Genomic DNA, 21,660 nt, shown 5'->3' with positions numbered 1-21,660 from the left:
ATATTAAAAGATGAATAAAAAATTCACCCCAACCCCACACGATGCTGTGTTTAAACAATTTCTAAGTGAAAAAGAGACAGCGAAAGATTTCTTTGACATATGGCTACCGGATGAGATTAAAGCACTATGCGACTTAGATAGCCTAAAAGTGGAATCTGGCTCATTTGTCGATAGCGAGATGAAAAACTACCAGAGTGACATTCTCTATTCTGTCAAGACCGGACAGGGGAAAGGCTATATCTACCTATTAATTGAGCACCAGTCTACACCGGATAAGCTCATGGCATGGCGATTGATGCGTTATAGCCTTGCTGCCATGCAGAAGCACCTAGAAGCCGGACACAGGCAATTACCGCTCGTTTTCCCCATTTTATTTTATTGTGGTGAACAAAGTCCTCACCCCTATAGTACGAATTGGTTAGACTGTTTTCACGACAGAAAACTGGCAGAAAGTATCTACACCAATCCCTTTAGGTTAGCCGATGTCACCACACTTGAAGACGGTGAGATTATGCAGCACAAGCGAATAGCATTACTTGAGTTACTCCAAAAGCACATTCGCAGACGGGATATGACGGAGCTTATGAATGAAATTGTGACGCTGTTGTCGTATAATTATTATACCGATAATCAGGTTATCACTATGTTTAACTATCTCATCCAAGAAGGTAACGCCAAAAAGCTAATGGAATTTATCACTGAGATAGCCAAACAATCAGAAAAACACGAAGGAGCACTTATGACTATTGCTCAAGCATTAAGACAGGAAGGTAAAATTGAAGGTCGTCAGGAAGGCTACCAGTTAGGAAAAAATGAAGGCGTTCAAGAAGGTAAACTTGAAGGGATTCAAGAAGGGATGCAAAAGGGTGAAAAACAGGCTTCGATGAAGATAGCGCGCCAAATGCTCGAAAGTGGCATGGACAGGCAATCTGTAATGAAATTTACGGGCTTGAATGATGATGAAATGATTAACCTGTTTAAAGATTAAACGATGACAGAACGCAAGAAATTAACCCTCAATTGCCCAAGAAAAGCTTCACAAGAAGAGCAGACTTCAAGTGCCCCTGTTTACGGTAAAAAGGTATTGGTCAATGCTGCGCCAAAAAAACAGGCAAAAAAGCCTCATCCTCCCAAAGTAGTAAAACAGCAGCCCAAGAAGGTGGTTGAAAAATCTAAACAGGCAGTGAAGGTTAAAACACCAAAACCACCGACACCGCCTAAAAAGCGATTGCCGTTAGAGGAAGCGATTTCCCAGATAACCACGTTTTGGCCTAATCTTTTTCCTGATAGCGGGTTGCGCCCAATGAAAATTGGTATCCAACAGGATATGTGGCAAGAAGTGAAGGAAAAGTCATTACCGATAGCGAGAAGGCGTTTAAGAGCCTGTTTAGGCAGTATTGGTCATCACGCTGATTATCGTGCACTTATCCAGTTAGGTGCTAATCGTTATGACAAATCCGGACAGATATCAGGAATTGTCACCCAAGCCGATGTTGAGGATAATCTGCAACGTTTAGCACGGCGAAATAAAAACAAATGAAAGAATCTGAATTAATTGCTCATGCTGAAAATGCCACTTTGTGGAAAAAATATCCGACACTAACAAATTGGGAAGTCCGTTTTTTAAATAATGTCATCACTTCGTATCGGCAATGGAATAACATTTCACCGAAACAAAAAGCCGCCACATTTAAAATCCTCCAAAGAGTGGGCGAAATCAAATAGGGGTTCTACGCCATATCAAAACTGCAACAGGCGATTTTCAAAAATCAGCCGATTAGTCGTACAATTGCTTTTACTCCTTATGACGGTAACTTCCATGCCTACGGCATAAAAACCATAAGGAGAATTGAGTGGATCAATTTTGATTGATCGTATTTAGCTAAAAAGTGGATCAGTTTTCGGTGATCGTTGACAACGGTAAGCGGGTTTTGCGTACAGCGATATAATGAGATTATTGGCGGTGTGCACCAAAAATAAAAAAAACACCCATAACGGTATATTTTATAAAAATAAAAACCCGATAAAAACCCAAAAAAATAATCGCTACCCATAAAGATCCGTAAAAATACAAATTAAATACTATTTAAGGCTTTTTTATTTATGTTTAACAATTAAAAATACCCATAAAAAGTATAATATTGGTTGAAATAAATCACTTCAGGTATATTATGGGTGTTATTAGTTAAAGGTTAATGCAATAAGGGTATCCTGTGAAAAAGCTATTTTGTGATGATGGTTCCACTGCGGTAAAACTGGCATGGTTCGATGATAACGGTGAACGGCATACGCTGGTCAGCCATAACTCCTTTAAAGAAGGCTGGAACACATCGGGTTTTGGTAGTGATAAAACCTATAACTATCTTGCCGATGGTGAAAAGTACGCTTTTGACACACACAATCCGTCTGCGATTGTGACCACCAATATTGAATATCAGTATGGCGTTGAAAACCGACTGTCAGTGCACCATGCGCTTTTGCAGACAGGACTGGAGCCACAGGACGTTGAGTTGTGGGTAACACTGCCCGTATCGGAATACTTCACCTCAGACATGCAGGAAAACACCGACAACATTCAGCGTAAGTCTGCGAATTTGCAAAAAGATATTACCTTGAATAAAGGACAGCTATTTTCGATAAAAAAAGTCCACGTCCTGCCGGAATCGTTACCTGCGGCGTTGACCTCGCTGGAAGCGGATAACGTTAGGGATCTGGAAACCTCGCTTGTTGTCGATTTAGGTGGAACCACGCTGGACTGCGGCGCGATTGCCGGACGTTACCGGAGCGTGTCACAAGTATCGGGCGAACCCGGATTAGGCGTTACGCTGGTCACAACCGCCTTGATGAATGCGTTAAAACAGGCCGGAAGTCATACTAGTTATTACATTGCCGATCAGTTGGTCAAAAACCGGAACACCAGAGAACTGTTTGAAACCGTGGTCAACGATGCCAGCAAAATTGATACAGTATGCAGCGTGATTGATAGTAGCATTGCTCGTTTATCCGAGCGGGTCATTCAACACCTGCAAGCCTATAAAGGCGTTAACCGAATTTACCTCACTGGTGGCGGTGCAGAACTGATCTATCCGGCGGTCAAAGCCGCTTTCCCGTTACTGAAAGAGAAGGTAAGTATTTTGCCAGATGCACAGCTTGCTCTTGTCACTTCCATTGCCGAAATTAATCGTTAAGGAGTACAGAAAATGAGCGAAGAACGCCGCAAACTCTGGCTGTACCTGTACCCCGATGAACCACACCAGAAAGCCGTCATTGATGCGATTGAGTCTGTCCCTCTGCGCCAGCGCCCTGATTATTTCAGGGACTGTCTGGTAGCTGGGGCTGCCCTGTCCACGCTGGATAAGCGGATTCCGGCATTACTGGCATTATTGCTGGACGGGAAACACGATGCACAGACGCTGAAAAATACCTTGTCTCTGGTTCTGCCTGAAATGGTTACAGATAACCACGGCACGGCATTACAGGCCGTGGCATGGCAGAAGCGTGTCAGGGATGAACTGGCAGCGGGGAACCCGTGGACGGCATGGATGGCTATCACCGAAGATGAATACCGGAAACGGGCGAATCAGCCGGAGGATAACGCCGAAGTTCGCGCCCTCTTAGCCCCTGTAGAGCAAGAAAGTGCAGAATTCGCGTCGTTCCCCGTACAGGAAGAAAAACCGGAGCAAAAAACGGCCTCAGAAACCCTGTCCAACGCAAAAAAAATGTTTGGCGGAGATAAAATTTAAATGAATAAAAAGGATGTCGCGCTAATGGCGGCTCCGCTTATGTTTCCCTACGGGATGTTAGAAGCATAGTGAAAAAAAAGCGTAGCGCTTAAATAAATTGAATTCCGCTTGGAAATAAAATTTATCCATCGTATTAATTTGAAATTTGAAGGACTTCCTTACTGCCCGATGCCAGCTTGCCATACGCCCATTTTTAGGGGACGGCAAGCCTTAAAGTGGCTTTCGCGGCATATCCTCGCCACAAGTGGCTCCGGTATTCCACGTTCCACTTGACCCCAAATGGTCAATGGCTTCGTGGCATCGGGCAGTAAGGGAACGGTGACACGGGGTCACCTCTGTAATGGTCAACAAATTCTGTAGAAGATCTAAGCGGCATTTTTTAGTTCATGATATTTTTGATGTGGCGTTAAATAACCAATCGTTGAATGGCGTCGATAATAATTGTAAAACTGAATATAATTTTCAACTTCACAGACAACAGATTGATGATTCATAAACGATAAACGGTTAAGTCTTTCTGTCTTTAAACTCCTAAAAAATCTTTCCATCACGGCATTATCGAGGCAATTACCTCGCCGACTCATGCTTTGAGTTATTTTCCGTTCAAAGAGGTGCGCCCTAAACTCCTCCGATGAATATTGGCAACCTTGATCTGAATGGAACATCAAACTTGTCGTATCCGGTAATTGCCGTTCAATTGCGTTATCTAAGGCTTCTTTCACTAATTTCGAATCCGGTTTTGTTGATAAGGCATAACCAATAATTTCTTTGGTGGCTAAATCCAACACACAGGCTAAATAGCTCCACCCATAGTGATGTCTAATATACGTGATATCCCCGACATAATAGTGATTATGCTGTTCAGGGGAAAATTGTCGTTTAAGCAAATTAGGGGCATATCGATGTTCGTTACCCGATGAGTGATAGTAGTGCTTTTTCGTTGGTCTAATTGCAACTAATTGATTTAATTTCATGATGTTCGATATTTTATAAGTGCCAATTTGGTGCCCTAAACCCTTTAACTCGGCTTGAATACGTCTTTTGCCATAAATTTGACCCGATGTATAAAAAATACGTTTGATTTCGCCACACAGTCTTTCATTTTCAACTGTCGGTATTTTCGTTTCATAATAAAAACTACTGCTGCTTACTTCAAAAAGATGGCATAACTCAGTGACCGTAAAATTGGGGTACATGATTTTCAGTTGCTTCACGATTTTGAGTTTTGATTGTCGAGGATGAAGTAAGCCGCGGCTTTTTTTAATATGTCATTATCCCTCTGAGCACGCTTAAGTTGAACTTCTAATTCTTGTATGCGCTGTTGCTCGGGTGTTAACGCTTTTGATTTTACAGGCGTATTCCCATTTAACTCGGCAAGATATTGTTGCTTCCATCGTGATACGGCAGATTTACCCGCACCGGATATTTTTTCAACTTGGATATTGCTATATCCACCTTCAACCATGAGTTTTGCATATTCCAGTTTTTGCTTTCCGCTAAAGGTTACTTTTACTTTTCGGGTCATATTTATACCTATAAGATTTTGCTTAATTATAAGCTATAAATCTCTACAGTTTTATTAGACCACTACAGCTGGAATCGGGTTGAAAAATTTGTTGATGCGTGGAAAAAATCCGGCTTCCGTATTGTTGGTCATCTCGTTTTCAAGAAACGTTATACGTCAAAAACTGGTTTTTTAGGGCACAGCCACGAAAATGCTTATCTGCTGGCGAAAGGCCGTCCTGTGATGCCCGTCAAGCCAATGAGAGACGTACAGTCATGGCAATATACAGGCAATCTTTATCATCCAACTCAAAAGCCTGTCAGTAGTTTACAGCCACTCATAGAATCTTTTACGCAACCTCACGCAATTGTACTCGATCCGTTTGCGGGTTCTGGCTCTACCTGTATTGCTGCTGCGCTTTCCGGACGGCGTTATATTGGTATTGAGCTTCTTGCTGAATATCATGCCATTGGTCAACAACGTATTGCTGCTTTGCGTACTCGTCGTGTTGCTTAAAGAGAAAATAAAGGGCGGTCTATCCGCCCAGTTATTTTATTATTTATCTTTTTTAAAATCCGCAAGGCTGATAACGGGTGCTTTCCTTCTTTTCTTTTTGCGTGGTTTTATAACCGGAATATTATTATCATAAATAAACATAACAGGATCATCATTTTTATTCTTAATTTCAATCTTCTCAAAATGAATATTTTCCCCATGAAAATAAAGATTAACGCCTGAAAGAAATTCAATGTCATAAAATTGCAATTCTTCAATCGCCTCACAAATTGCCTTCTTAAGACTTTGTTTATTCCAACGACCCGTAAATTTTATCCTCATTCATTTTTACCGATTTTATTTTCTGATAATGTCGATAAATTTTTCTGGCATAGTGGAAACGATTTTTAATTGAGGTATTGGTATTTCGCATTCCCGCGTTATACATACCAACGGCTAACCAATTTTTACCGTAAGTAGCAAAGTTACGACTTAAAATCATTACCCCAATATGAATATTTAAACAAGGATGATTGATTAAGTCATTTTCAGATAATGTAGGATATTCTTTTTTAATGGCGTTGAAGGTTTTGCTATTAATTTGCATCACCCCTAAATCAAACGAGCCATCTTTATTTTTGTTTTTTGCCTGGGGATTAAAGTTTGATTCTTGTCTGGCAATCGCTCTTAAATAATCGGGGTCAATTTGATAATAACTTCCTGCTTTATCAAAGCAATCGGCAAGCGATAATTTTGAGATAACAAGACAAAATAGCCACAGTAAATTTTTAATTTTCATCACGTCGCTCTTTATTCAAAAACAGAACAATTCGGCATATTGTCGCCCCTATAAAGCAAAAAGATTTTTTAAAGATATTCCAATTATCATTTTCAACTTTATCTCCCTCAATCCGCTTTTTCTACCACTAACTTACATACCACACGCAAAATATATATTTTGTTTTAATTATATGAAATATATTATTTTTTTATTGAATTATATATTTTTATTTATTAAATATAGAATCTATATAGATTCCAATAAGAATCTTTATAGCATCCTTATGTTTTATATAAATATTATATTAAAAGACTCTAATAAGAGTCCCTTGAGATTCTTAAATGATTCTTTTGTTTTTTTAATTAATATACTGATTTTACCGCATAATTAATTTATTTAAAAAGATAGATTCTATATAGACTCTTATTAGAATCTTAAAAGATTCTTTATTAAATTGTATTTTAATGTAAAATAATATTCATTATATAATCATTAAGGTTCTTTTTCATGGAAAAAGTTAAAAACAAATATCGCTTATCTTTACCCATACCTGATTCTATTCTGAAGCAAATAGACGAATTCGTTGAAGATAAACGCACCGATGGTGAACCTAATTCTACTTCAAATCGCACTGTTATTGCGATGGAGATGTTAAAAATTGGTTGCCTTGTTATGCAAAAAAGAAAGGCGAATAAAGACAATGAAGAACCACAAATTACGCTAGATGATAAACTTGCTTTAATTGCTCAATCCGTTTTAAAGATAGAATTTATGGAAAATCTTTTGTTTTATGCAACGAAGAAAAATCAAGAAAAAACTTCATTATATATGTCAGATGAAAATCATAAAAAGTATCTGGAAGAGATAGAATATAAGCTGAGTTATTTTTTTAAACGGAAATAATATCTTTGATAATTTGGATAAAAATTTAAAATAAGGGAGGGGTAAAAGAATGGAAAAATCTATTGAAAAAATCATCTATGCATCAAGATGGTTATTATTTCCTGTCTATATTGGGTTGTCATTTGGATTTATTTTACTCACTTTAAAATTTTTTCAGCAGATAAGTGATGTCATCCCAGAACTTTTTACTATTTCCGAATCTGGATTAATATTAAAAGTTTTATCACTGATTGATATTGCGTTAGTTGGTGGGCTTTTAGTTATGGTTATGTTTTCAGGTTATGAAAACTTTATTTTAAAAATGACCATCGATGATAAACATCAAAAATTAAGTTGGATGGGAAAAATGGATGTTAATTCCATTAAAAATAAAGTGGCCTCATCGATTGTCGCCATTTCTTCAGTTCATCTTTTACGACTTTTTATGGAAGCAGAAAAAGTGGCGGATAATAAAATAATGTGGTGTGTTATTATCCATTTAGCTTTTGTTGTCTCTGCATTTGGTATGGCTTATATTGATAGAATGAGTAAAAATTCTAAAGGCTAATTTTTAATTACAATTCCCCTTGAGATAGTTCATGCAAAATAGTCAATTTCAATCACCGCAATCCCTTGAAGGTGTTGTTGAACGCGTCACTTTTCATAGTGAAGCTTCTGGTTTTTTTGTCATTAGAGCTAAGGTTTCCGGACATAAAGATTTAATTACTGTAACGGGTAATACTGCTTCTATTACTGCAGGGGAATATATTGAATGTATGGGTATCTGGCTTAACGACGTTAATTATGGTCTACAATTTAAAACCAATCATATAAAAACTATTATTCCTACCACTCTGGAAGGCATGGAAAAATATTTAGGTTCAGGGATGGTCAAAGGGATAGGCCCCGTTTTTGCCAAACAACTTATCAAGTCCTTTGGTGCCGATGTTTTTGATATTATTGAACACCACCCTGATAAATTACTTGAAGTTGAAGGCATTGGAAAAAAACGCCAGCAAAAGATTAGTTCTGCCTGGGCAGAACAAAAAGTAATCAGGGAAATTATGGTTTTCTTACAATCTCATGGGGTCGGAACTTCAAGAGCCGTTCGTATATATAAAACCTACGGTGAATCGGCAATTTCTAAAGTACGCGAGAATCCTTATCAACTCTCGATTGATATCTATGGTATTGGGTTTAAAACAGCAGATCAAATCGCACAAAACCTAGGCGTTGATACACAATCTCTGATCCGTGCTCAAGCCGGTATCCGGCATGTTTTACAGGAATTGTCTAATCAGGGACATTGTGCAGAAGAACAAGAAGCATTAATTAATAAAACCCATCGCCTACTGAATATTCATGAAGACATTATACGCCAGGCCATTGAGATTGAATTAACAGAACGCCGGCTGGTTTTACAATCAGTTGAAAATGAAATCTGGGTATTTCTGTCGTCATTGGCTTTTGCTGAACAAGGCGTTGCGGGTCATTTAAAGCGCTTGATTTCTGGAAAACTTCCTTGGGATAATATCGCCCTTGAAAAAACCATTCCTTGGGTTGAGAAAAAAAATAAGATAATGCTATCCGACTCGCAAAAGACCGCTATCGAAAAAACCTTAAACAGCAAGGTGAGTGTCATAACAGGCGGGCCTGGCGTTGGTAAGACTACAGTGATTAACAGTATCCTAGATATTATAAAAACTAAAGGAATAAAACCGACGCTTTGTGCGCCAACTGGACGGGCTGCTAAACGATTGAGTGAATCAACCAGAGAAAATGCCACTACGATTCATCGTCTTCTGGATTTTGATCCCTCACAATTTGATTTTAAACACAATGCTGATAACCCTATTGATACTGAATTACTGGTTGTTGACGAATCCTCAATGATTGACATTGTATTGATGAATAAATTGTTACGGGCATTACCTGACCATTCAGCGTTGCTGTTGGTGGGGGATATCGATCAGCTACCATCGGTAGGACCAGGGAATGTCTTATCTGATGTTATTCACAGTCAGCAAATCCCTGTTAGTCGATTAACCGAAATATTCCGGCAATCAGCTTGTTCTAAGATTATCACCAGTGCTCATGCTATTAATATGGGACGTTTCCCTGAAATTGTAAAAAAAGGTGAGGAAAGTGATTTTTTCTTTATTCATTCTGAAGATATTGAAGATATCAAAAATAAACTTCTAAATATTATCTTACATCGATTACCGATGCGGTTTGGATTTGATCCTGTCAGGGATATCCAAGTATTAACTGCAATGAATAGGGGCGGAATTGGTACGCATAGTATTAATGACATGTTACAATCTCAGCTTAATAATAATGACATTTCCTCGAAGGTGACACGTTATGGCCGGACGCTTTCTTTGGGTGATAAAGTTATTCAATTAGTGAATAATTATGATAAAGATGTTTTTAATGGTGATATCGGAATTATTACGTTAATTGATACGGTTGAATCGGAAATGATCATCGATTTTGATGGCAGAACAATCCGGTATGATTTTAATGAGCTTGATGAGATATCCTTAGCTTATGCAACAACCATTCATAAGAGCCAGGGCTCTGAATATCCTTGTGTTGTGATTCCGATAGCCATGCAGAACTATCTTATGCTTGAACGGAATTTGATTTATACCGGGGTCACCAGAGGTAAAAAAATGGTGGTTATCATTGGACAAAAGAAAGCACTTAGTCTCGCTATCAACAAACAGAACTCGATTAAACGAAAAACATGGTTATTAGCACGGTTAAAAATCGCGTTCAATGAATCATAGTACTGTTTTCAAAGAAGATTCTTTAATAAAATCGTATTACCCCTCATTTAGAAAAAATGCCGCCGATATAGAGGGATGCTGGATTATCTGACAATTATTCCTAATAATATTCCAACAGCACTAAAATCAGCATCACTAAATGTTGTGTTGGCAATACCAACATTTCCAAGTATAGGTAATAAGAATACAGGCAGGAAGGTAATTAATAAACCTTGAGCAAAAGCGCCTAAAATAGCCCCTCGACGTCCACCAGTTGCATTCCCGAATACTCCCGCTGCTGCGCCAACAAAAAAATGAGGAACGACCCCTGGAATAATCACAGTCATATTAAGTGTATACAAGATGAACATACCAATAACACCTGCTGTGAAACTACTTAAGAATCCAATAAGAACAGCGTTTGGCGCATAAGGGAAAACAACCGGACAGTCTAATGCAGGTTTTGCATTTGGTACTAGTTTATCTGAGATCCCTTTAAATGCTGGCACAATTTCAGCTATCAGCATACGAACACCTTGTAGAATAATATAAACCCCGGCAGCGAACGTAATAGATTGCATTAGTGATAACATAAATCCACTTTTCCCTTCGCTTATTTCTCTGACCTGTTCATCTCCGGCAAATAAACAGGTAATAAGAAAAATAATGGCCATAGTAAAAGATATGGCAACGGGTGTATCGCGTAAAAATAGTAGACTTTTAGGTACATTCATTTCTTCTGTAGAATGGGCTTTATTCCCAAATTTACTACCAATAAAACCCGCTAATACATAAGAAATAGTTGAAAAGTGACCAATAGCAACATCATCGGATCCTGTGATTTTTTTCACATATGAATAAGCGATGGCAGGGAAGAACACCATACAAAAACCGACTACTAAGGAACCAATCATCACCAACATAGACCCTTCAAAACCAGCCGTCGCCAGAATAACCGCAACCATCATTGACATGAATAAGGTATGGTGACCCGTTAAGAAAATAAATTTCCAAGGCGTAAAACGAGCAATGAAAATATTAATAACCATAGAGAAAAACATGATCATCGCCATTTCTTTACCAAAAGATTTTTGTGCGATAGAAACAATGGCTTCATTATTCGGTACAACGCCATGAATATTAAATGCAAGTTGGAATATTGCTGAAAAATAACCTAATGAATTAACAACTAACCCTGCCCCAGCACCCAGAATAACAAACCCCATAATGGTTTTTACGGTACCTTTAATACATTCAGTGACGGTTTTTTTTGTATGATTAATCCAATTAATGCGATAGAACCGACCAGAATAGCTGGTTCAGATAACACATCTTGCATCAGGAAACGAAAAAATGTCATATTGCCCCCTACAGCACCCCTAGTTCAATCAATGCAGCTGATATACGTTCTTTCATTGCAGTTTTATCTATCATATTGTTTAACGAGACAATTTTTCCATTCACATCTTGTGCAACCAATTGTTCTGCAATATCAGCCGTACCGACAAAAATATCGCTTTGAGTTCCTTTTGCTGATCCTAAATCAACATGATCAACATTAGCTTCGATGCCAAGGTCTTTCAGGATCGTTTTAATGCTCATTTCCATCATCAGACTAGTACCTAAGCCATTTCCACAAACTACGGTGATTTTCATCATACTATCCTTATTTTTAGTCTATTAGTTAGTATTTGCTGATGACAGATAAAATATCCTCTATATTATCTGCATTCATTAACTTCTCTACGTCATGTTGATTATCAAAAAGCTCTGAAAGTTGAGCGATAGCGTCAATATGACTATTGCTGTCTGTTGCTGCAAGAACAAAAAGTAATTTGATGGGATCATTTTCATTTACATCGAAATTAACCCCATTTTTGATTACAGTTAGTCCTAAAGAAAGTTTATTTACGCCATCTTCCGGTCTGGCATGAGGCATAGCGATGCCAGGTCCTACAACATAATATGGCCCAATAGATTTGTGAGATTGAATAATTGCTTCCACGTATTGGGGTTCAATTGAACCATTATCAATTAATGGCTGACAGGATTTGATTACTGCATCACCCCAATCTTTTGTATTTTGGAGCACTTGAACAACATCAGAGGTTAATAATGTTTTTAGCATCTCTTTTCTCCCGAAGATGCAGACTTCATTTGTTTAGAAATTAGGTTTTAGTAACCTCAATATTATGCGAGCAAAGGACTGTATTATTAGTTAACTATCGATCATTTATACAATATCTGTCAAATCAGCTTTTAGCTACTACACATTAACGCAATGAGTTAATCACCGTACTCTTTTTCTTTAATTTTTTGTTTTTCTTCATGATGCAAAATATTGACTTCATCGTTATCTAATCGTTTAGATTCTTTATCGGAGTCTACCTCATCTATCGATAGATTGTCTTCGGTTGGCAAGGAAAATTCATCGGCATTCATCAATCTTTCAGCATCAACATTCTCAGGTAATTTGCTCTCTTCATCTTTAAGTAATGTATCATTGATGTCAAGGTTTAACGCTTTGTCCATATCAATGGAAAGACTTTCTTCTACTGTAGTTGCCAATTCGTTAAATTTCTCTTTTTCCTGCGTAATTTCTACTACGATGGTAGTATCAGTTTCTTTTTGTTGTAGTACGCCTGGTAACTGATTAGTCTGATAGGTTTTGGGTTCGACACTTTCATCGCCCTTCTGGAGGATAATGTACTTACCCTCTTTAGCACCCTGATAGCGGGCTCTTTCAAAATCAATATTGCCCGTATAAATCCCCACCGGCAAATGGTAGTTGCCGCGGTGAATACCATTTTCATTAACAACCGGCAATAATATTTCAGGGGGTTTATTGAGTGTGCTTAATCTTCCTGCCTCTGCGATTATGGTGTCTACTTTTTTCGCTAATGCGGTTTGGGTGATAACTTTACTCTGTTCCCACAAGGTTTTTTCACTCACTGCGCGTTGGTCATCCTGACGTTTGATAAAATCATGAGCTGAAAAGCGCTCACCGCTATGGGTTTCAATGTGCTTTATCCATTTTTCGGCATCGTCCAGATAAACCTGAACATGGGCTTTACTACGTGAGAATTCGACATAGGTATTATCCAGCGCGGCCAGTTTCGCTTTGTTGTCACTCGCCCCATCATACACAATCACATAAGGCACGGATGCACCTTGTGAAGCATAAGCGGTAACGGCATAGGTATAATCAAGATGCCGGTCGCTCATCTCTTGATTGGGTTGATAGGTTAATGTCTTGCCATTAAAATCAAGTAACAAGGTATCGCCTTCAATTTTTTTCACTATCCCTATCTCATTATTTGCCGCCATGCGTTCTTTATCGGTAACGGTTAGCCTGATTTTTTCACCTGGACTGACGGTTATCGTATTCGCTTGATACAGTGTAACGGTATCCGGATTAAGGGTCATAACTGACAGATAATGCTCCTGCTGATTGTCGGACTGATAAAGTGAAAGGGTGCCATCTGATGACGTTTCGTTAATGTGATAATAGGTTTGATTGATTTTAGCAATGTTTCCGGTGTTTATTTGCCAAAAATCCACGGTTTTGAGGTCAGCGGCAGCGTGATTAATGCGTTGCAAGGTGGGGATAGTCAGGCTTTGCTTGTCATCCGGATAAAGTGTTTGGTGAATCGCTTCATTAATCGCGGCTCGGTCACGGTTTAATGGCGTGACAATCAGGGTATTATCCTGTGCGTCTTTTGTTCTACTAGTGAAATCTTTTACAATTGTGGTTATTTTTTTCTCCTGCGTTTTCCCTTTAAGGTCAACCACTGAATGGGTGGGGGTATCGCTACTTTTTATCCGCGTAATGGTATCTGGCGGTACGCTGTTAATGACGGCTAGCGATTGTTTGATGTTGCCCGCTATTACCGCTTCGATTGCCGGTTTTAATTCCGGATTTTGTCGAACAATTTCCCGCATCACTACGGTGTCTGCGGCACTGCGCTCTAGCGTTACTTTAAATGGTACGCCACTTTCAAAAGACTTAAGTTGTTGCCGGTCGCCTGACAGTACAATACGCCCTGATTTTTCAGTAATGGTTTTTAGTAAATTAGCATAAGTTTTATTGCCTATCATTGAGCTTTCATCAATGATAAACAGGGTATTTTTAAAGTTGGTTTCGGTATTATTTTCATTCAGAAAACTGGCAATGGTTTGTGATGGAATACCGGCTTCTTTAAGTTCTACCACTGCTTTGTGGGTGGGTGCGAGTCCCATTAGCGTGATGTCGGGTCGATTCTGTTTGAGGGATTTTGCCACGGTTTTAAACTGGGTGGTTTTCCCCACTCCCGCATAACCCTGAATGGCGATAATCTGGTCAGAGGAACGCAAGACTTTCTCTGCGGCTTTTTGTTGTCCTTGTGTGAGTCCAGTGGTATCAATAGGCAAATTTTGTTTAATCAGGGGTAACTGGGTATTTTTACCTTTTAAAATCTGTTTAAGTATGAGTGATTCTCTCTCAAAGGTTGATTTTTCAATAAAATTCCCCATCAGTGTGTTAAAACTGCCATCAATAGCGATAAAATCGCCTTGTTTTAACTGTTTTTCAAACTGAGCGGCAATCTGTTCAATGGGTGTATGAGGTAATAACTGAACCGCTTTTGTGATGGCTGCTGCACCATTAAAAAAGACCTTTGAACCGGTTACTTTATCGATAGCAATCTCGATGGCTTTTTGTATATCAGATTGCGGATTTTGTTTTGCGGTCTGGGTATTTATTACCTTATAAAAGTCGATTTTTTCTGCACTGATGGTTTCCATTTTTACATCGTTAAAGGCCATTTTTTTATCAATGGTGGCTTTATCGTGTCCGGTGATGGCAATAACTGTTTTCCCACTGCGCTTAATCTGATTAATCTTGCTATCGTTGAGTTCTCGGTCATTGGTGATAGCAATCACCGTTTTGGTTTTTGATAAGCTCTTTCCTAACGATTCGCAATAATGGTACGCTAATGGGACTTCGGTTTTCGGTGAAAAGGAAAAGGTCTTGCCGTTATTATCTTCAAGGATGACTTTATCCCGAAACAAAAAATTTCCTTTTCTTATCTGGCTAACGGTAAAAGCTTTGCCAGCAGGAATATTGTCACCAAATCGCCCCTCTGATTTTACTTTATCGCCCATCCGCAGTTCTAGGGTTTCGGTCTTATACAGCTGATAGTGATTTGATATTTTATTGATAGGGAGTTGCGTATAACAGCCATCACTATTTAATAAAACAAGGGTGTTGGTCTTTTTGTCGATGTCCTTAATTAAAAAGGTTTTCTTCTGCTCGCCGTTTATTTTTTCTAATTGATTGCCGACCTGATAGGTATTGCGGTTGTTACTGTTTGAGGCATCGAGAAACACCGATTTTCGCGTTGAGATGGTGACAGATTCCGATGGCAACAATCCTTTTTCTATTAATGTGTTACGAACTTTATGCGTTATTTCGGCATTCAGTTTATTACTCGCTGTCTGAATGATAGCCTCCTTGTTGGTGGCGTGTAACCGAGAATAATAGTTTGCCGCGAGCGGTGCTCTGTCTCTTTTGTCCACTTTTTCGACAAAATAAAGCTGTTTGCTGGTATTAACCTGATGACAGTTAATTGTTGGGATAGTGAGGTTACTGGCAATCTCTTTCGTCAATCCTGTCTGTGACCCCACGCCACTATCAAAAATAATCGCGGTGGCTCCGTGGTGGTTTACGGTTTGCAGCAGGGCTTTCATCTTATCCAGCCCTATCTTTTCATTCTGTTCGATGTCTTTTAAGGTCATTACATTCATGTCATTTTTAAGCTCGGCAACCAAATTTTTTTTGGTTGTCACATTTGGCACGACAATAATATGGCGCTGTCGATTTTCCTTCGCCAGCGTCTGAATCTGGGAAAGCGTGCTAAGATGGTGATTTGCGTCGCCTTTTACATTGACAAAATTTACCGCTGCATTATTTTTTACCAGACTGGTTATCAATGGGTTGGTTTGTGTTGAGTTTAATCCACTTTCTTTGGCGTTTAAGCCAGTTATTAGCTGTGCTACGGCGTTTTCTGCTTTTAACTGATGGGCGGTTGTAAAGGCAGTACCTTCTCTATTAACGGGAATTAAATCGCCCTTATCCAAAAACTTTCCGATTTCTGCTCTTAAGCGGTTTATCATGCCCGATTCATAAGGTATCTGATTAATCACCTGCGTTAAGAGTTTGTCATAGGTGAATCTATGGTGATGAATTTCCAGTGACTGAATAGCATTTTTAACGGCTTGTTGCAGCGTGATGTGTTGCTGACGGTCGATTTTTTCATGTATCACCGGTTTAATGATGGCATTTTTATCAAATCCGGTGGCTTGTAACTTTTGTTTCCATTCCTGACGGACGGTTTCAATATTGGAGAAATCTTTTTTCTGGCGGGTGTCTAAAGTGGCTACCATTTTTTGTTTTGCGGTTGCCTTTTCCCCAACCGCTGCAATGATTTCCTTGCGACGACTGGAGAAAATATCGGTGGGTACGCCTTTTATTTCCGATTGGCCGTTTTGACCGGCTGCAACAAACTGATAGCCCTGTCCGGTTAATTCCTCTTTCAAGAACATAAGCACGCCTTTGGCGTGAGCATCGCGGCAAAGGCGCTCTATTTCTAGGCAATTCCCTTCTCGTCTTTTATACTCTGCTCTATGTACATCCCCAGACCTGCAAAACTGCTATTTCAATACGATGACGGATGGAACCTTTTCATCGAAAATAATCACGTGGATGAATGGCAACTACTCTCTGTCGAAAAGATGCTCGCCTGCAGCACCTGCGCTATGGGCGTTCGCCGTTATTGCTGTTCTTCACCTGAATGCTCTCATTCACGCTTCTTTTGTCAAACCTGTAAATCCAAAGCCTGCAGTGCGTGTGGCCTCAAAGGCACCGAACAGTGGATTGCCCAGCAGCGCCATATTTTGCCGGATTGCGAATGGCAACATATTACCCTCACTATGCCTCACCTGCTTTGGCCTTTTTTTAACAATAACTGGTGCTTGCTCAACCAACTCTTTCGCTGTGCAACCCGCGCCATGCTCAAACACGCCAAGCGCCAAGGCCTCGAAATTGGCATTTTTTGTGCGCTGCATACTTACGGTCGCCAACTCAATCAACATCCGCATATTCATTTATCCGTCACGCGTGGGGGATTCACTCAATATGACACCTGGAAACCGATTTTCTTTAAAAAGAAAGACGTTGAAAAGGTCTGGCGCAGTGCGGTCATTCGACTCCTTAGGGATAACTATTTTCAGTTACAACCCAATAAATTACCTGGCTTCGGGCACATTCGCAATTATCAGACCTAGTGCCGTTACCTCAATGCCCAGTTTCAACGTTATTGGAAAGTACATTTTGCCAAAAAGACACGCGGGGCCTGGCATAATGTGAAATATCTGGGCCGTTATCTTAAACGTCCCCCTATCTCCGCTTCTCAATTGAAACACTACAGCGGCGGCACCGTGGTTCATCATTACTATGACCACCACAGCCAACAATACAGACGACAGACCTTATCCCAAGAAGAAATGATACGGCGTTATGTCAGTCATATCCCTGCGCGACATTTTAAGATGATCCGTTATTACGGTTTTTTAGCCAATCGCAAACGCGGGTGCTTATTACCGAAGGTGTATGAGGCGTTAGACATGATATCTCCTAATGTGCCTGAAAAACCTGGGTTTGGGGCCCTTATCAAAGGTTTTTTAAATACTGACCCGTACCAATGTATTTTATGTGGAAACCGATTGCGGTTTATGAGTGCGGAAAAAGGAATACACGCCGTCACTTTACTGTCAGAAAGGCGGGATAAAATGGTCAAAAAACGATGGTTACAAACCGCAGCCTAGGAGTAGTGTGCCTATTATTAGGCTTTTAGATGATAATTTAACCGAATTACTGTTCTCATGGTTAATCAACGAGAAAACTGTCAGAATTTAATAGAAATATTGAGTTCAAAACACCTCTATTAATGCCTTACTGTATTGATTGAGATTCCTAACCATGAACTTATTCGACTGTGGAGTTCAACTAAATCTTTCGTAAAAGCTCTCATTTGTTCAGAAACTTGCCGAATTTTGTCTGCTAAATCATTAGTATTTTTTGCGTAATTTTGCGCATTGGTTGTTTGAAGTTCTCCTGTCAATTTATCTAGTTCTACTAATTTTGTGTCGTTAGCCGATTGTATTTGTGTAATACCTTGAGTGCTTTGACCTAAACTATTTCCAATTTGTCCTCCAATTTGAGCTGAGCCCAAATATTTACCCGCTCCGATTCCTGCCAGACCAACTACTCCTGCAGCTATTTGTCCCCATACTGACCATTTTGCTGCAGAATTTGCGTTATCTATTCCTTCACGTTTTTTATCCATTGAGGCAACTTGGATATTCCATCCTAGTTCTTGCTGTTTCTGGTTAAATTCTTGCAAGGTGTTACGGAGTTTTTTTAGCATTTCAGTTAGCATCATCATCAGTTCGTTGATTTGAGAAATGCTTTCCATACCATCACTGTATGACGATGTATTATATTGAGTTATTGAATTTGTATCGTGTAAGGTTGATTGAATATTATCCATTATTATTTTCCTTTTCATGAGAAATATTGAAACAAAATATATGATAATTTTGCTTGTACTTGGTTAACTTAAACTTCTTTATCTTCTAATATTCAAAAGCGATCAATCAGTTAAATACCGGAATTGTTTAGTATAAATTAAATAGGGTATAACCGATGAAGTCAGGGTTATTTTCTGTAAATGCAATTTCCATTTACATTAGTCATTTGTTAATTAAATGTTACGTAATTAAGAGTGCATGACTCTTTAATTATGTACTAAAATTATGTACTCTTGTGCCAATTTGGCATTATTTTACTTAATTTTTTCTTTATTAATTCATTTTTTTAACATTTGCACATTTTAGTTTTGGTATGCTTTTTATACTTTTACTCAATTTTGATGTCGATAATAACTTTTATTTTGGTTGTTTTTTTTCTCTTTTATCTATCGCATTATGAACCATATCTTTTTTTGCCTCTTCTAGGTATTTTTCTACCATAAAATGTACCACATCAGTCCATTTGACTATTTTTCCTGTTTTTATTGATACATCTAATGCCGCTCTTTCGATTTTCATGTGTGTTGCTTCTGTGAAAGCAATTTGTTTTCTGCTCATTTTTTCTCCTATTTTTTAGTCTTTATATTATGTCGACATGTTTACTATTTTTCATGTTTACAAATTTACTTAATTACTTGTCTGTTTTGGTTTATATCTAAAAATAATAATTTCGACATGTTTAAATGTTGACATATTGAAATATAGTTAGCTGAAAGCAGAACAGGACTTTATTCATGATTGATCTTCTTGAGCTTCAGATTCCATTTAAAGATGAGTATGTGATGAGAACGTCTCGTGATAAGGATCATGGCGGAGGATCTATCGATTTTATGCAGATTGCTAAATTAAGCGGTATTCGGCTATCTGCTCGCGATGTGGAATTTGAAATAAAAGGCGATTTATCTGTTCAGGGATTAGCGCATCCTTTTGAATCGTTACCAACGCATTTTGCCAGTTTGGGCATGAAGATTTATCAGGGAACTCATTTGATTTTCCCGCGCGTCAATCTTAAGGCTTCACCTGCCAAGCTCTTACAGGGGCATAATGTGTTTGGTTCAACCAATATTGCATTATGTGGTCTGGAGTTAATCACTAATTTAGCGGCTTCTATGCCACATCTTTTTAATTTGTTAGACGTAACGAATACCGAAGTTTCTGAGCTTCATACAACGTTATCAGTAAGATTACCGACGGAAAGTATTTGTAAACAGGTGATTGCCTATTTCAAAAATATCAGTCATGGACAAACCAAAGCCACGAAATCAAACGATTATGAATCAACCGTCTATTTTAACCGTGGCTCTAAACATAGGGAATTGTGTATTTATTATAAAGCGTTTGAACTGGCAAAACGTTTGGGTGAAATACAAAGAAAATTACGCGTTAATCCCAATGATGAGGTGTTGCTTAATCAGTTTGCCATTTTAAATGATAAACGCCTGACGGATTTTGCCAATAACCTGTTGAGGTTAGAAGGGCGATTGAAAAAACGGTTTTTAAAAGATAATCAGATCCCGATTAATTTTTCGGCGCTTTGTCTTTATCAACAACACTATGAACGTGATGGGGCTAATTTAATTTACGATCTGTGGATGAAAAGTTTTGATGATTTGCTGACGGCATTGAGGGGAATGGAAATGAATATTTATGATGATGAACATATTTTTGAACGATTAAAATCACATTATTATTCTACTACGCCAAAAGGCAACATTTCATACTCTAAAGCGCAACGGATATTTGGTTTTTATCGTCGTTTAGTGAATGAGGGTTATTTAAATGTTTTTAATTCTCTGGCAAAAAGAACATTTTATAATAATTTAATCTTATTAACCGATATTGGCATCAGTAAATCACAATTACAAAATCTCACGGGCGACAAATCTAACGTCATTCCTTTTTATAAAGTTATCAATATTGATTTTGCACAACAGCGTCCTGACTGGTATGTCGAGCCTGTGAGTGTTTTTGAACGTCAAAATAATATTTATTCATTTAAACAAGTTGCAAACGCTTAAATCAAGAAAGGTGAACCATTATGGCTGCATTGCCCTTATATCAAACGGTAATTAGTGGAAAAGTGACCCGTGTCAGTACGTCTAATGATGGACATGTTTATACCACCGTTATTTTACCCGCACCTGACCCTTATTCTAAACCGCCTATAGTCAAAATTCGTTCTAAACGGCGTGTGGGGGCGATTGATTCAGAAGTGAATGAATTGGTTTGCCGTATTTCCGGTTTTGAGCGTTCGTTTAGATATCACGATAAGCAGACAGGGCAACCCTTAACGGGTCATAACGTTGAAATGTTTCTCGATCTAGTGGAATAGGTAATGGCTATGGCTGCTCAGGAAAATAATATTGTTGGTAAGATTTGCTCAAAAGTCATGAATGACTGCCAAGTAATTGAACTGACGGTAAAAGAGTTGCCATATCAGGAACTCCTTAATATTGATTATTCAGTCGCGGCACAATTTTGGGGGATTCCTTTTACCACGGTAATTGGTCTTTGGTTATTTTCCAAGGGTCTGGGTGCAGTAATTAATATGATGAAAGGTGTTTAATTATGTTGACTAAATTAAGTTTAAATAAGTTTTTTAACAAACTTAATCTGCGCACTTTATATTTAAGTGTAGGTATTGGTTTATTCGGTGCTTTTAGTTCTGCAATGTCATTTGCCGAAGCAGCGACAGGGACAAGTACGGCTATTGATTACACGCAATTAACGAACTCCCTTAATTTCAATTCTGTCATGACGGGTATTTTAGCGGTTGCAGGTGGTCTTATTGCCGTTTATGCAGGCATGGCGGGCGTTAAGTGGGTTTTGCGTATGGTACGGGGTGCGTAACAAGGA

20 protein-coding genes and 3 pseudogenes are annotated in these 21,660 nt (G+C 38.7%); 14 read left to right on the top strand and 9 right to left on the bottom strand.

Annotated elements, in window-relative coordinates:
- The first annotated feature begins 10 nt into the window (after positions 1-10).
- The 5 genes from ArsFIN_RS22580 to ArsFIN_RS22560 all read left to right on the top strand — a co-directional run bounded on the left by ArsFIN_RS22580 (position 11) and on the right by ArsFIN_RS22560 (position 3,743).
- Positions 11-988, top strand: coding sequence for an Rpn family recombination-promoting nuclease/putative transposase (locus ArsFIN_RS22580; RefSeq protein WP_135678759.1), 978 nt, complete (start codon positions 11-13; stop codon positions 986-988).
- 3 nt (positions 989-991) lie between these two features.
- Complete coding sequence (locus tag ArsFIN_RS22575) at positions 992-1,540, top strand: ProQ/FINO family protein (RefSeq protein WP_026824295.1); 549 nt, start codon at positions 992-994, stop codon at positions 1,538-1,540.
- Positions 1,537-1,725 (top strand): hypothetical protein, encoded by a 189-nt coding sequence (locus ArsFIN_RS22570; protein WP_135678757.1) that lies wholly within the window; start codon positions 1,537-1,539, stop codon positions 1,723-1,725. The genes ArsFIN_RS22575 and ArsFIN_RS22570 overlap by 4 nt, the downstream gene beginning before the upstream one ends.
- A gap of 488 nt (positions 1,726-2,213) precedes the next feature.
- Positions 2,214-3,188, top strand: coding sequence for a plasmid segregation protein ParM domain-containing protein (gene parM, locus ArsFIN_RS22565; protein WP_026824293.1), 975 nt, complete (start codon positions 2,214-2,216; stop codon positions 3,186-3,188).
- Between the two features lie 12 nt (positions 3,189-3,200).
- The gene (locus ArsFIN_RS22560) at positions 3,201-3,743 is read left to right on the top strand and encodes a plasmid partitioning/stability family protein (RefSeq protein ID WP_026824292.1); all 543 of its coding nucleotides are present in this window, start codon (positions 3,201-3,203) and stop codon (positions 3,741-3,743) included.
- A gap of 365 nt (positions 3,744-4,108) precedes the next feature.
- On the opposite strand, the gene ArsFIN_RS22555 is transcribed toward ArsFIN_RS22560, so the two are convergent.
- Positions 4,109-5,268 (bottom strand): IS3 family transposase gene (locus ArsFIN_RS22555; RefSeq protein ID WP_135677411.1). Its coding sequence is split into 2 segments (ribosomal slippage): positions 4,109-4,989 and positions 4,989-5,268, totalling 1,161 coding nucleotides; the frame shifts between segments, so codons are not numbered across the junction.
- A gap of 63 nt (positions 5,269-5,331) precedes the next feature.
- Between ArsFIN_RS22555 and ArsFIN_RS22550 the strand changes: the two are divergent.
- Positions 5,332-5,763 (top strand): annotated as a pseudogene (locus ArsFIN_RS22550) (DNA methyltransferase); the annotation flags it as partial.
- 39 nt (positions 5,764-5,802) lie between these two features.
- Here ArsFIN_RS22550 and ArsFIN_RS22545 read toward each other — a convergent pair.
- Entirely contained in the window at positions 5,803-6,084 is a 282-nt protein-coding gene (locus ArsFIN_RS22545; RefSeq protein ID WP_026823642.1) for a hypothetical protein, read from the bottom strand.
- Positions 6,053-6,541: a lytic transglycosylase domain-containing protein gene (locus tag ArsFIN_RS22540; protein ID WP_135678755.1), complete on the bottom strand. Its 489-nt coding sequence runs from the start codon at positions 6,539-6,541 to the stop codon at positions 6,053-6,055. Before ArsFIN_RS22540 ends, ArsFIN_RS22545 begins: the two co-directional genes overlap by 32 nt.
- Positions 6,542-7,030: 489 nt before the next feature.
- Between ArsFIN_RS22540 and ArsFIN_RS22535 the strand changes: the two genes are divergently transcribed.
- The 3 genes from ArsFIN_RS22535 to recD2 are packed head-to-tail and all read left to right on the top strand — an operon-like array spanning position 7,031 to position 10,197.
- The gene (locus tag ArsFIN_RS22535; protein WP_026823641.1) at positions 7,031-7,426 is read left to right on the top strand and encodes a hypothetical protein; all 396 of its coding nucleotides are present in this window, start codon (positions 7,031-7,033) and stop codon (positions 7,424-7,426) included.
- A 49-nt stretch (positions 7,427-7,475) separates the two neighbouring features.
- Entirely contained in the window at positions 7,476-7,973 is a 498-nt protein-coding gene (locus tag ArsFIN_RS22530; RefSeq protein ID WP_026823640.1) for a TIGR00645 family protein, read from the top strand.
- A 31-nt stretch (positions 7,974-8,004) separates the two neighbouring features.
- Complete coding sequence (gene recD2, locus ArsFIN_RS22525) at positions 8,005-10,197, top strand: SF1B family DNA helicase RecD2 (RefSeq protein ID WP_026823639.1); 2,193 nt, start codon at positions 8,005-8,007, stop codon at positions 10,195-10,197.
- 83 nt (positions 10,198-10,280) lie between these two features.
- On the opposite strand, the pseudogene ArsFIN_RS22520 reads toward recD2, so the two are convergent.
- From ArsFIN_RS22520 to ArsFIN_RS22505, 4 genes and pseudogenes are all read right to left on the bottom strand, one after another.
- A pseudogene (locus tag ArsFIN_RS22520) lies at positions 10,281-11,536 on the bottom strand (PTS ascorbate transporter subunit IIC).
- A gap of 8 nt (positions 11,537-11,544) precedes the next feature.
- Positions 11,545-11,832: a PTS sugar transporter subunit IIB gene (locus ArsFIN_RS22515; RefSeq protein ID WP_026823638.1), complete on the bottom strand. Its 288-nt coding sequence runs from the start codon at positions 11,830-11,832 to the stop codon at positions 11,545-11,547.
- Positions 11,833-11,860: 28 nt separating this feature from the next.
- Complete coding sequence (locus tag ArsFIN_RS22510; RefSeq protein ID WP_026823637.1) at positions 11,861-12,304, bottom strand: PTS sugar transporter subunit IIA; 444 nt, start codon at positions 12,302-12,304, stop codon at positions 11,861-11,863.
- 158 nt (positions 12,305-12,462) lie between these two features.
- Positions 12,463-16,758 (bottom strand): AAA family ATPase, encoded by a 4,296-nt coding sequence (locus ArsFIN_RS22505; RefSeq protein ID WP_026823636.1) that lies wholly within the window; start codon positions 16,756-16,758, stop codon positions 12,463-12,465.
- An 81-nt stretch (positions 16,759-16,839) separates the two neighbouring features.
- Here ArsFIN_RS22505 and ArsFIN_RS22500 point away from each other — a divergent pair.
- Positions 16,840-18,039, top strand: a pseudogene (locus ArsFIN_RS22500) (IS91 family transposase).
- A gap of 119 nt (positions 18,040-18,158) precedes the next feature.
- Here ArsFIN_RS22500 and sseD read toward each other — a convergent pair.
- Positions 18,159-18,764 (bottom strand): type III secretion system translocon protein SseD, encoded by a 606-nt coding sequence (gene sseD, locus ArsFIN_RS22495; RefSeq protein WP_167876759.1) that lies wholly within the window; start codon positions 18,762-18,764, stop codon positions 18,159-18,161.
- 397 nt (positions 18,765-19,161) lie between these two features.
- Complete coding sequence (locus ArsFIN_RS22490) at positions 19,162-19,362, bottom strand: hypothetical protein (RefSeq protein ID WP_026823782.1); 201 nt, start codon at positions 19,360-19,362, stop codon at positions 19,162-19,164.
- A 176-nt stretch (positions 19,363-19,538) separates the two neighbouring features.
- Here ArsFIN_RS22490 and ArsFIN_RS22485 point away from each other — a divergent pair, with 176 nt between their 5' ends.
- The 4 genes from ArsFIN_RS22485 to ArsFIN_RS27865 are packed head-to-tail and all read left to right on the top strand — an operon-like array spanning position 19,539 to position 21,654.
- Positions 19,539-20,822 carry a phage/plasmid replication protein, II/X family gene (locus ArsFIN_RS22485; RefSeq protein WP_026823781.1) on the top strand — a complete coding sequence of 428 codons (1,284 nt, stop codon included), beginning with the start codon at positions 19,539-19,541 and terminating at the stop codon, positions 20,820-20,822.
- Positions 20,823-20,842: 20 nt separating this feature from the next.
- Positions 20,843-21,136, top strand: coding sequence for a hypothetical protein (locus tag ArsFIN_RS22480; RefSeq protein WP_026823780.1), 294 nt, complete (start codon positions 20,843-20,845; stop codon positions 21,134-21,136).
- A 9-nt stretch (positions 21,137-21,145) separates the two neighbouring features.
- On the top strand, positions 21,146-21,370 hold the full coding sequence (locus ArsFIN_RS22475; protein WP_135677691.1) for a hypothetical protein: 225 nt from the start codon (positions 21,146-21,148) through the stop codon (positions 21,368-21,370).
- A gap of 2 nt (positions 21,371-21,372) precedes the next feature.
- Positions 21,373-21,654: a major capsid protein gene (locus ArsFIN_RS27865; protein WP_246067177.1), complete on the top strand. Its 282-nt coding sequence runs from the start codon at positions 21,373-21,375 to the stop codon at positions 21,652-21,654.
- Positions 21,655-21,660: the final 6 nt, after the last annotated feature.

This window comes from Arsenophonus nasoniae, assembly GCF_004768525.1.
Lineage (GTDB): Bacteria > Pseudomonadota > Gammaproteobacteria > Enterobacterales > Enterobacteriaceae > Arsenophonus > Arsenophonus nasoniae.
Note: the sequence above shows the minus strand (reverse complement) of the source record. Positions and strands in the feature narration are given on the sequence as shown.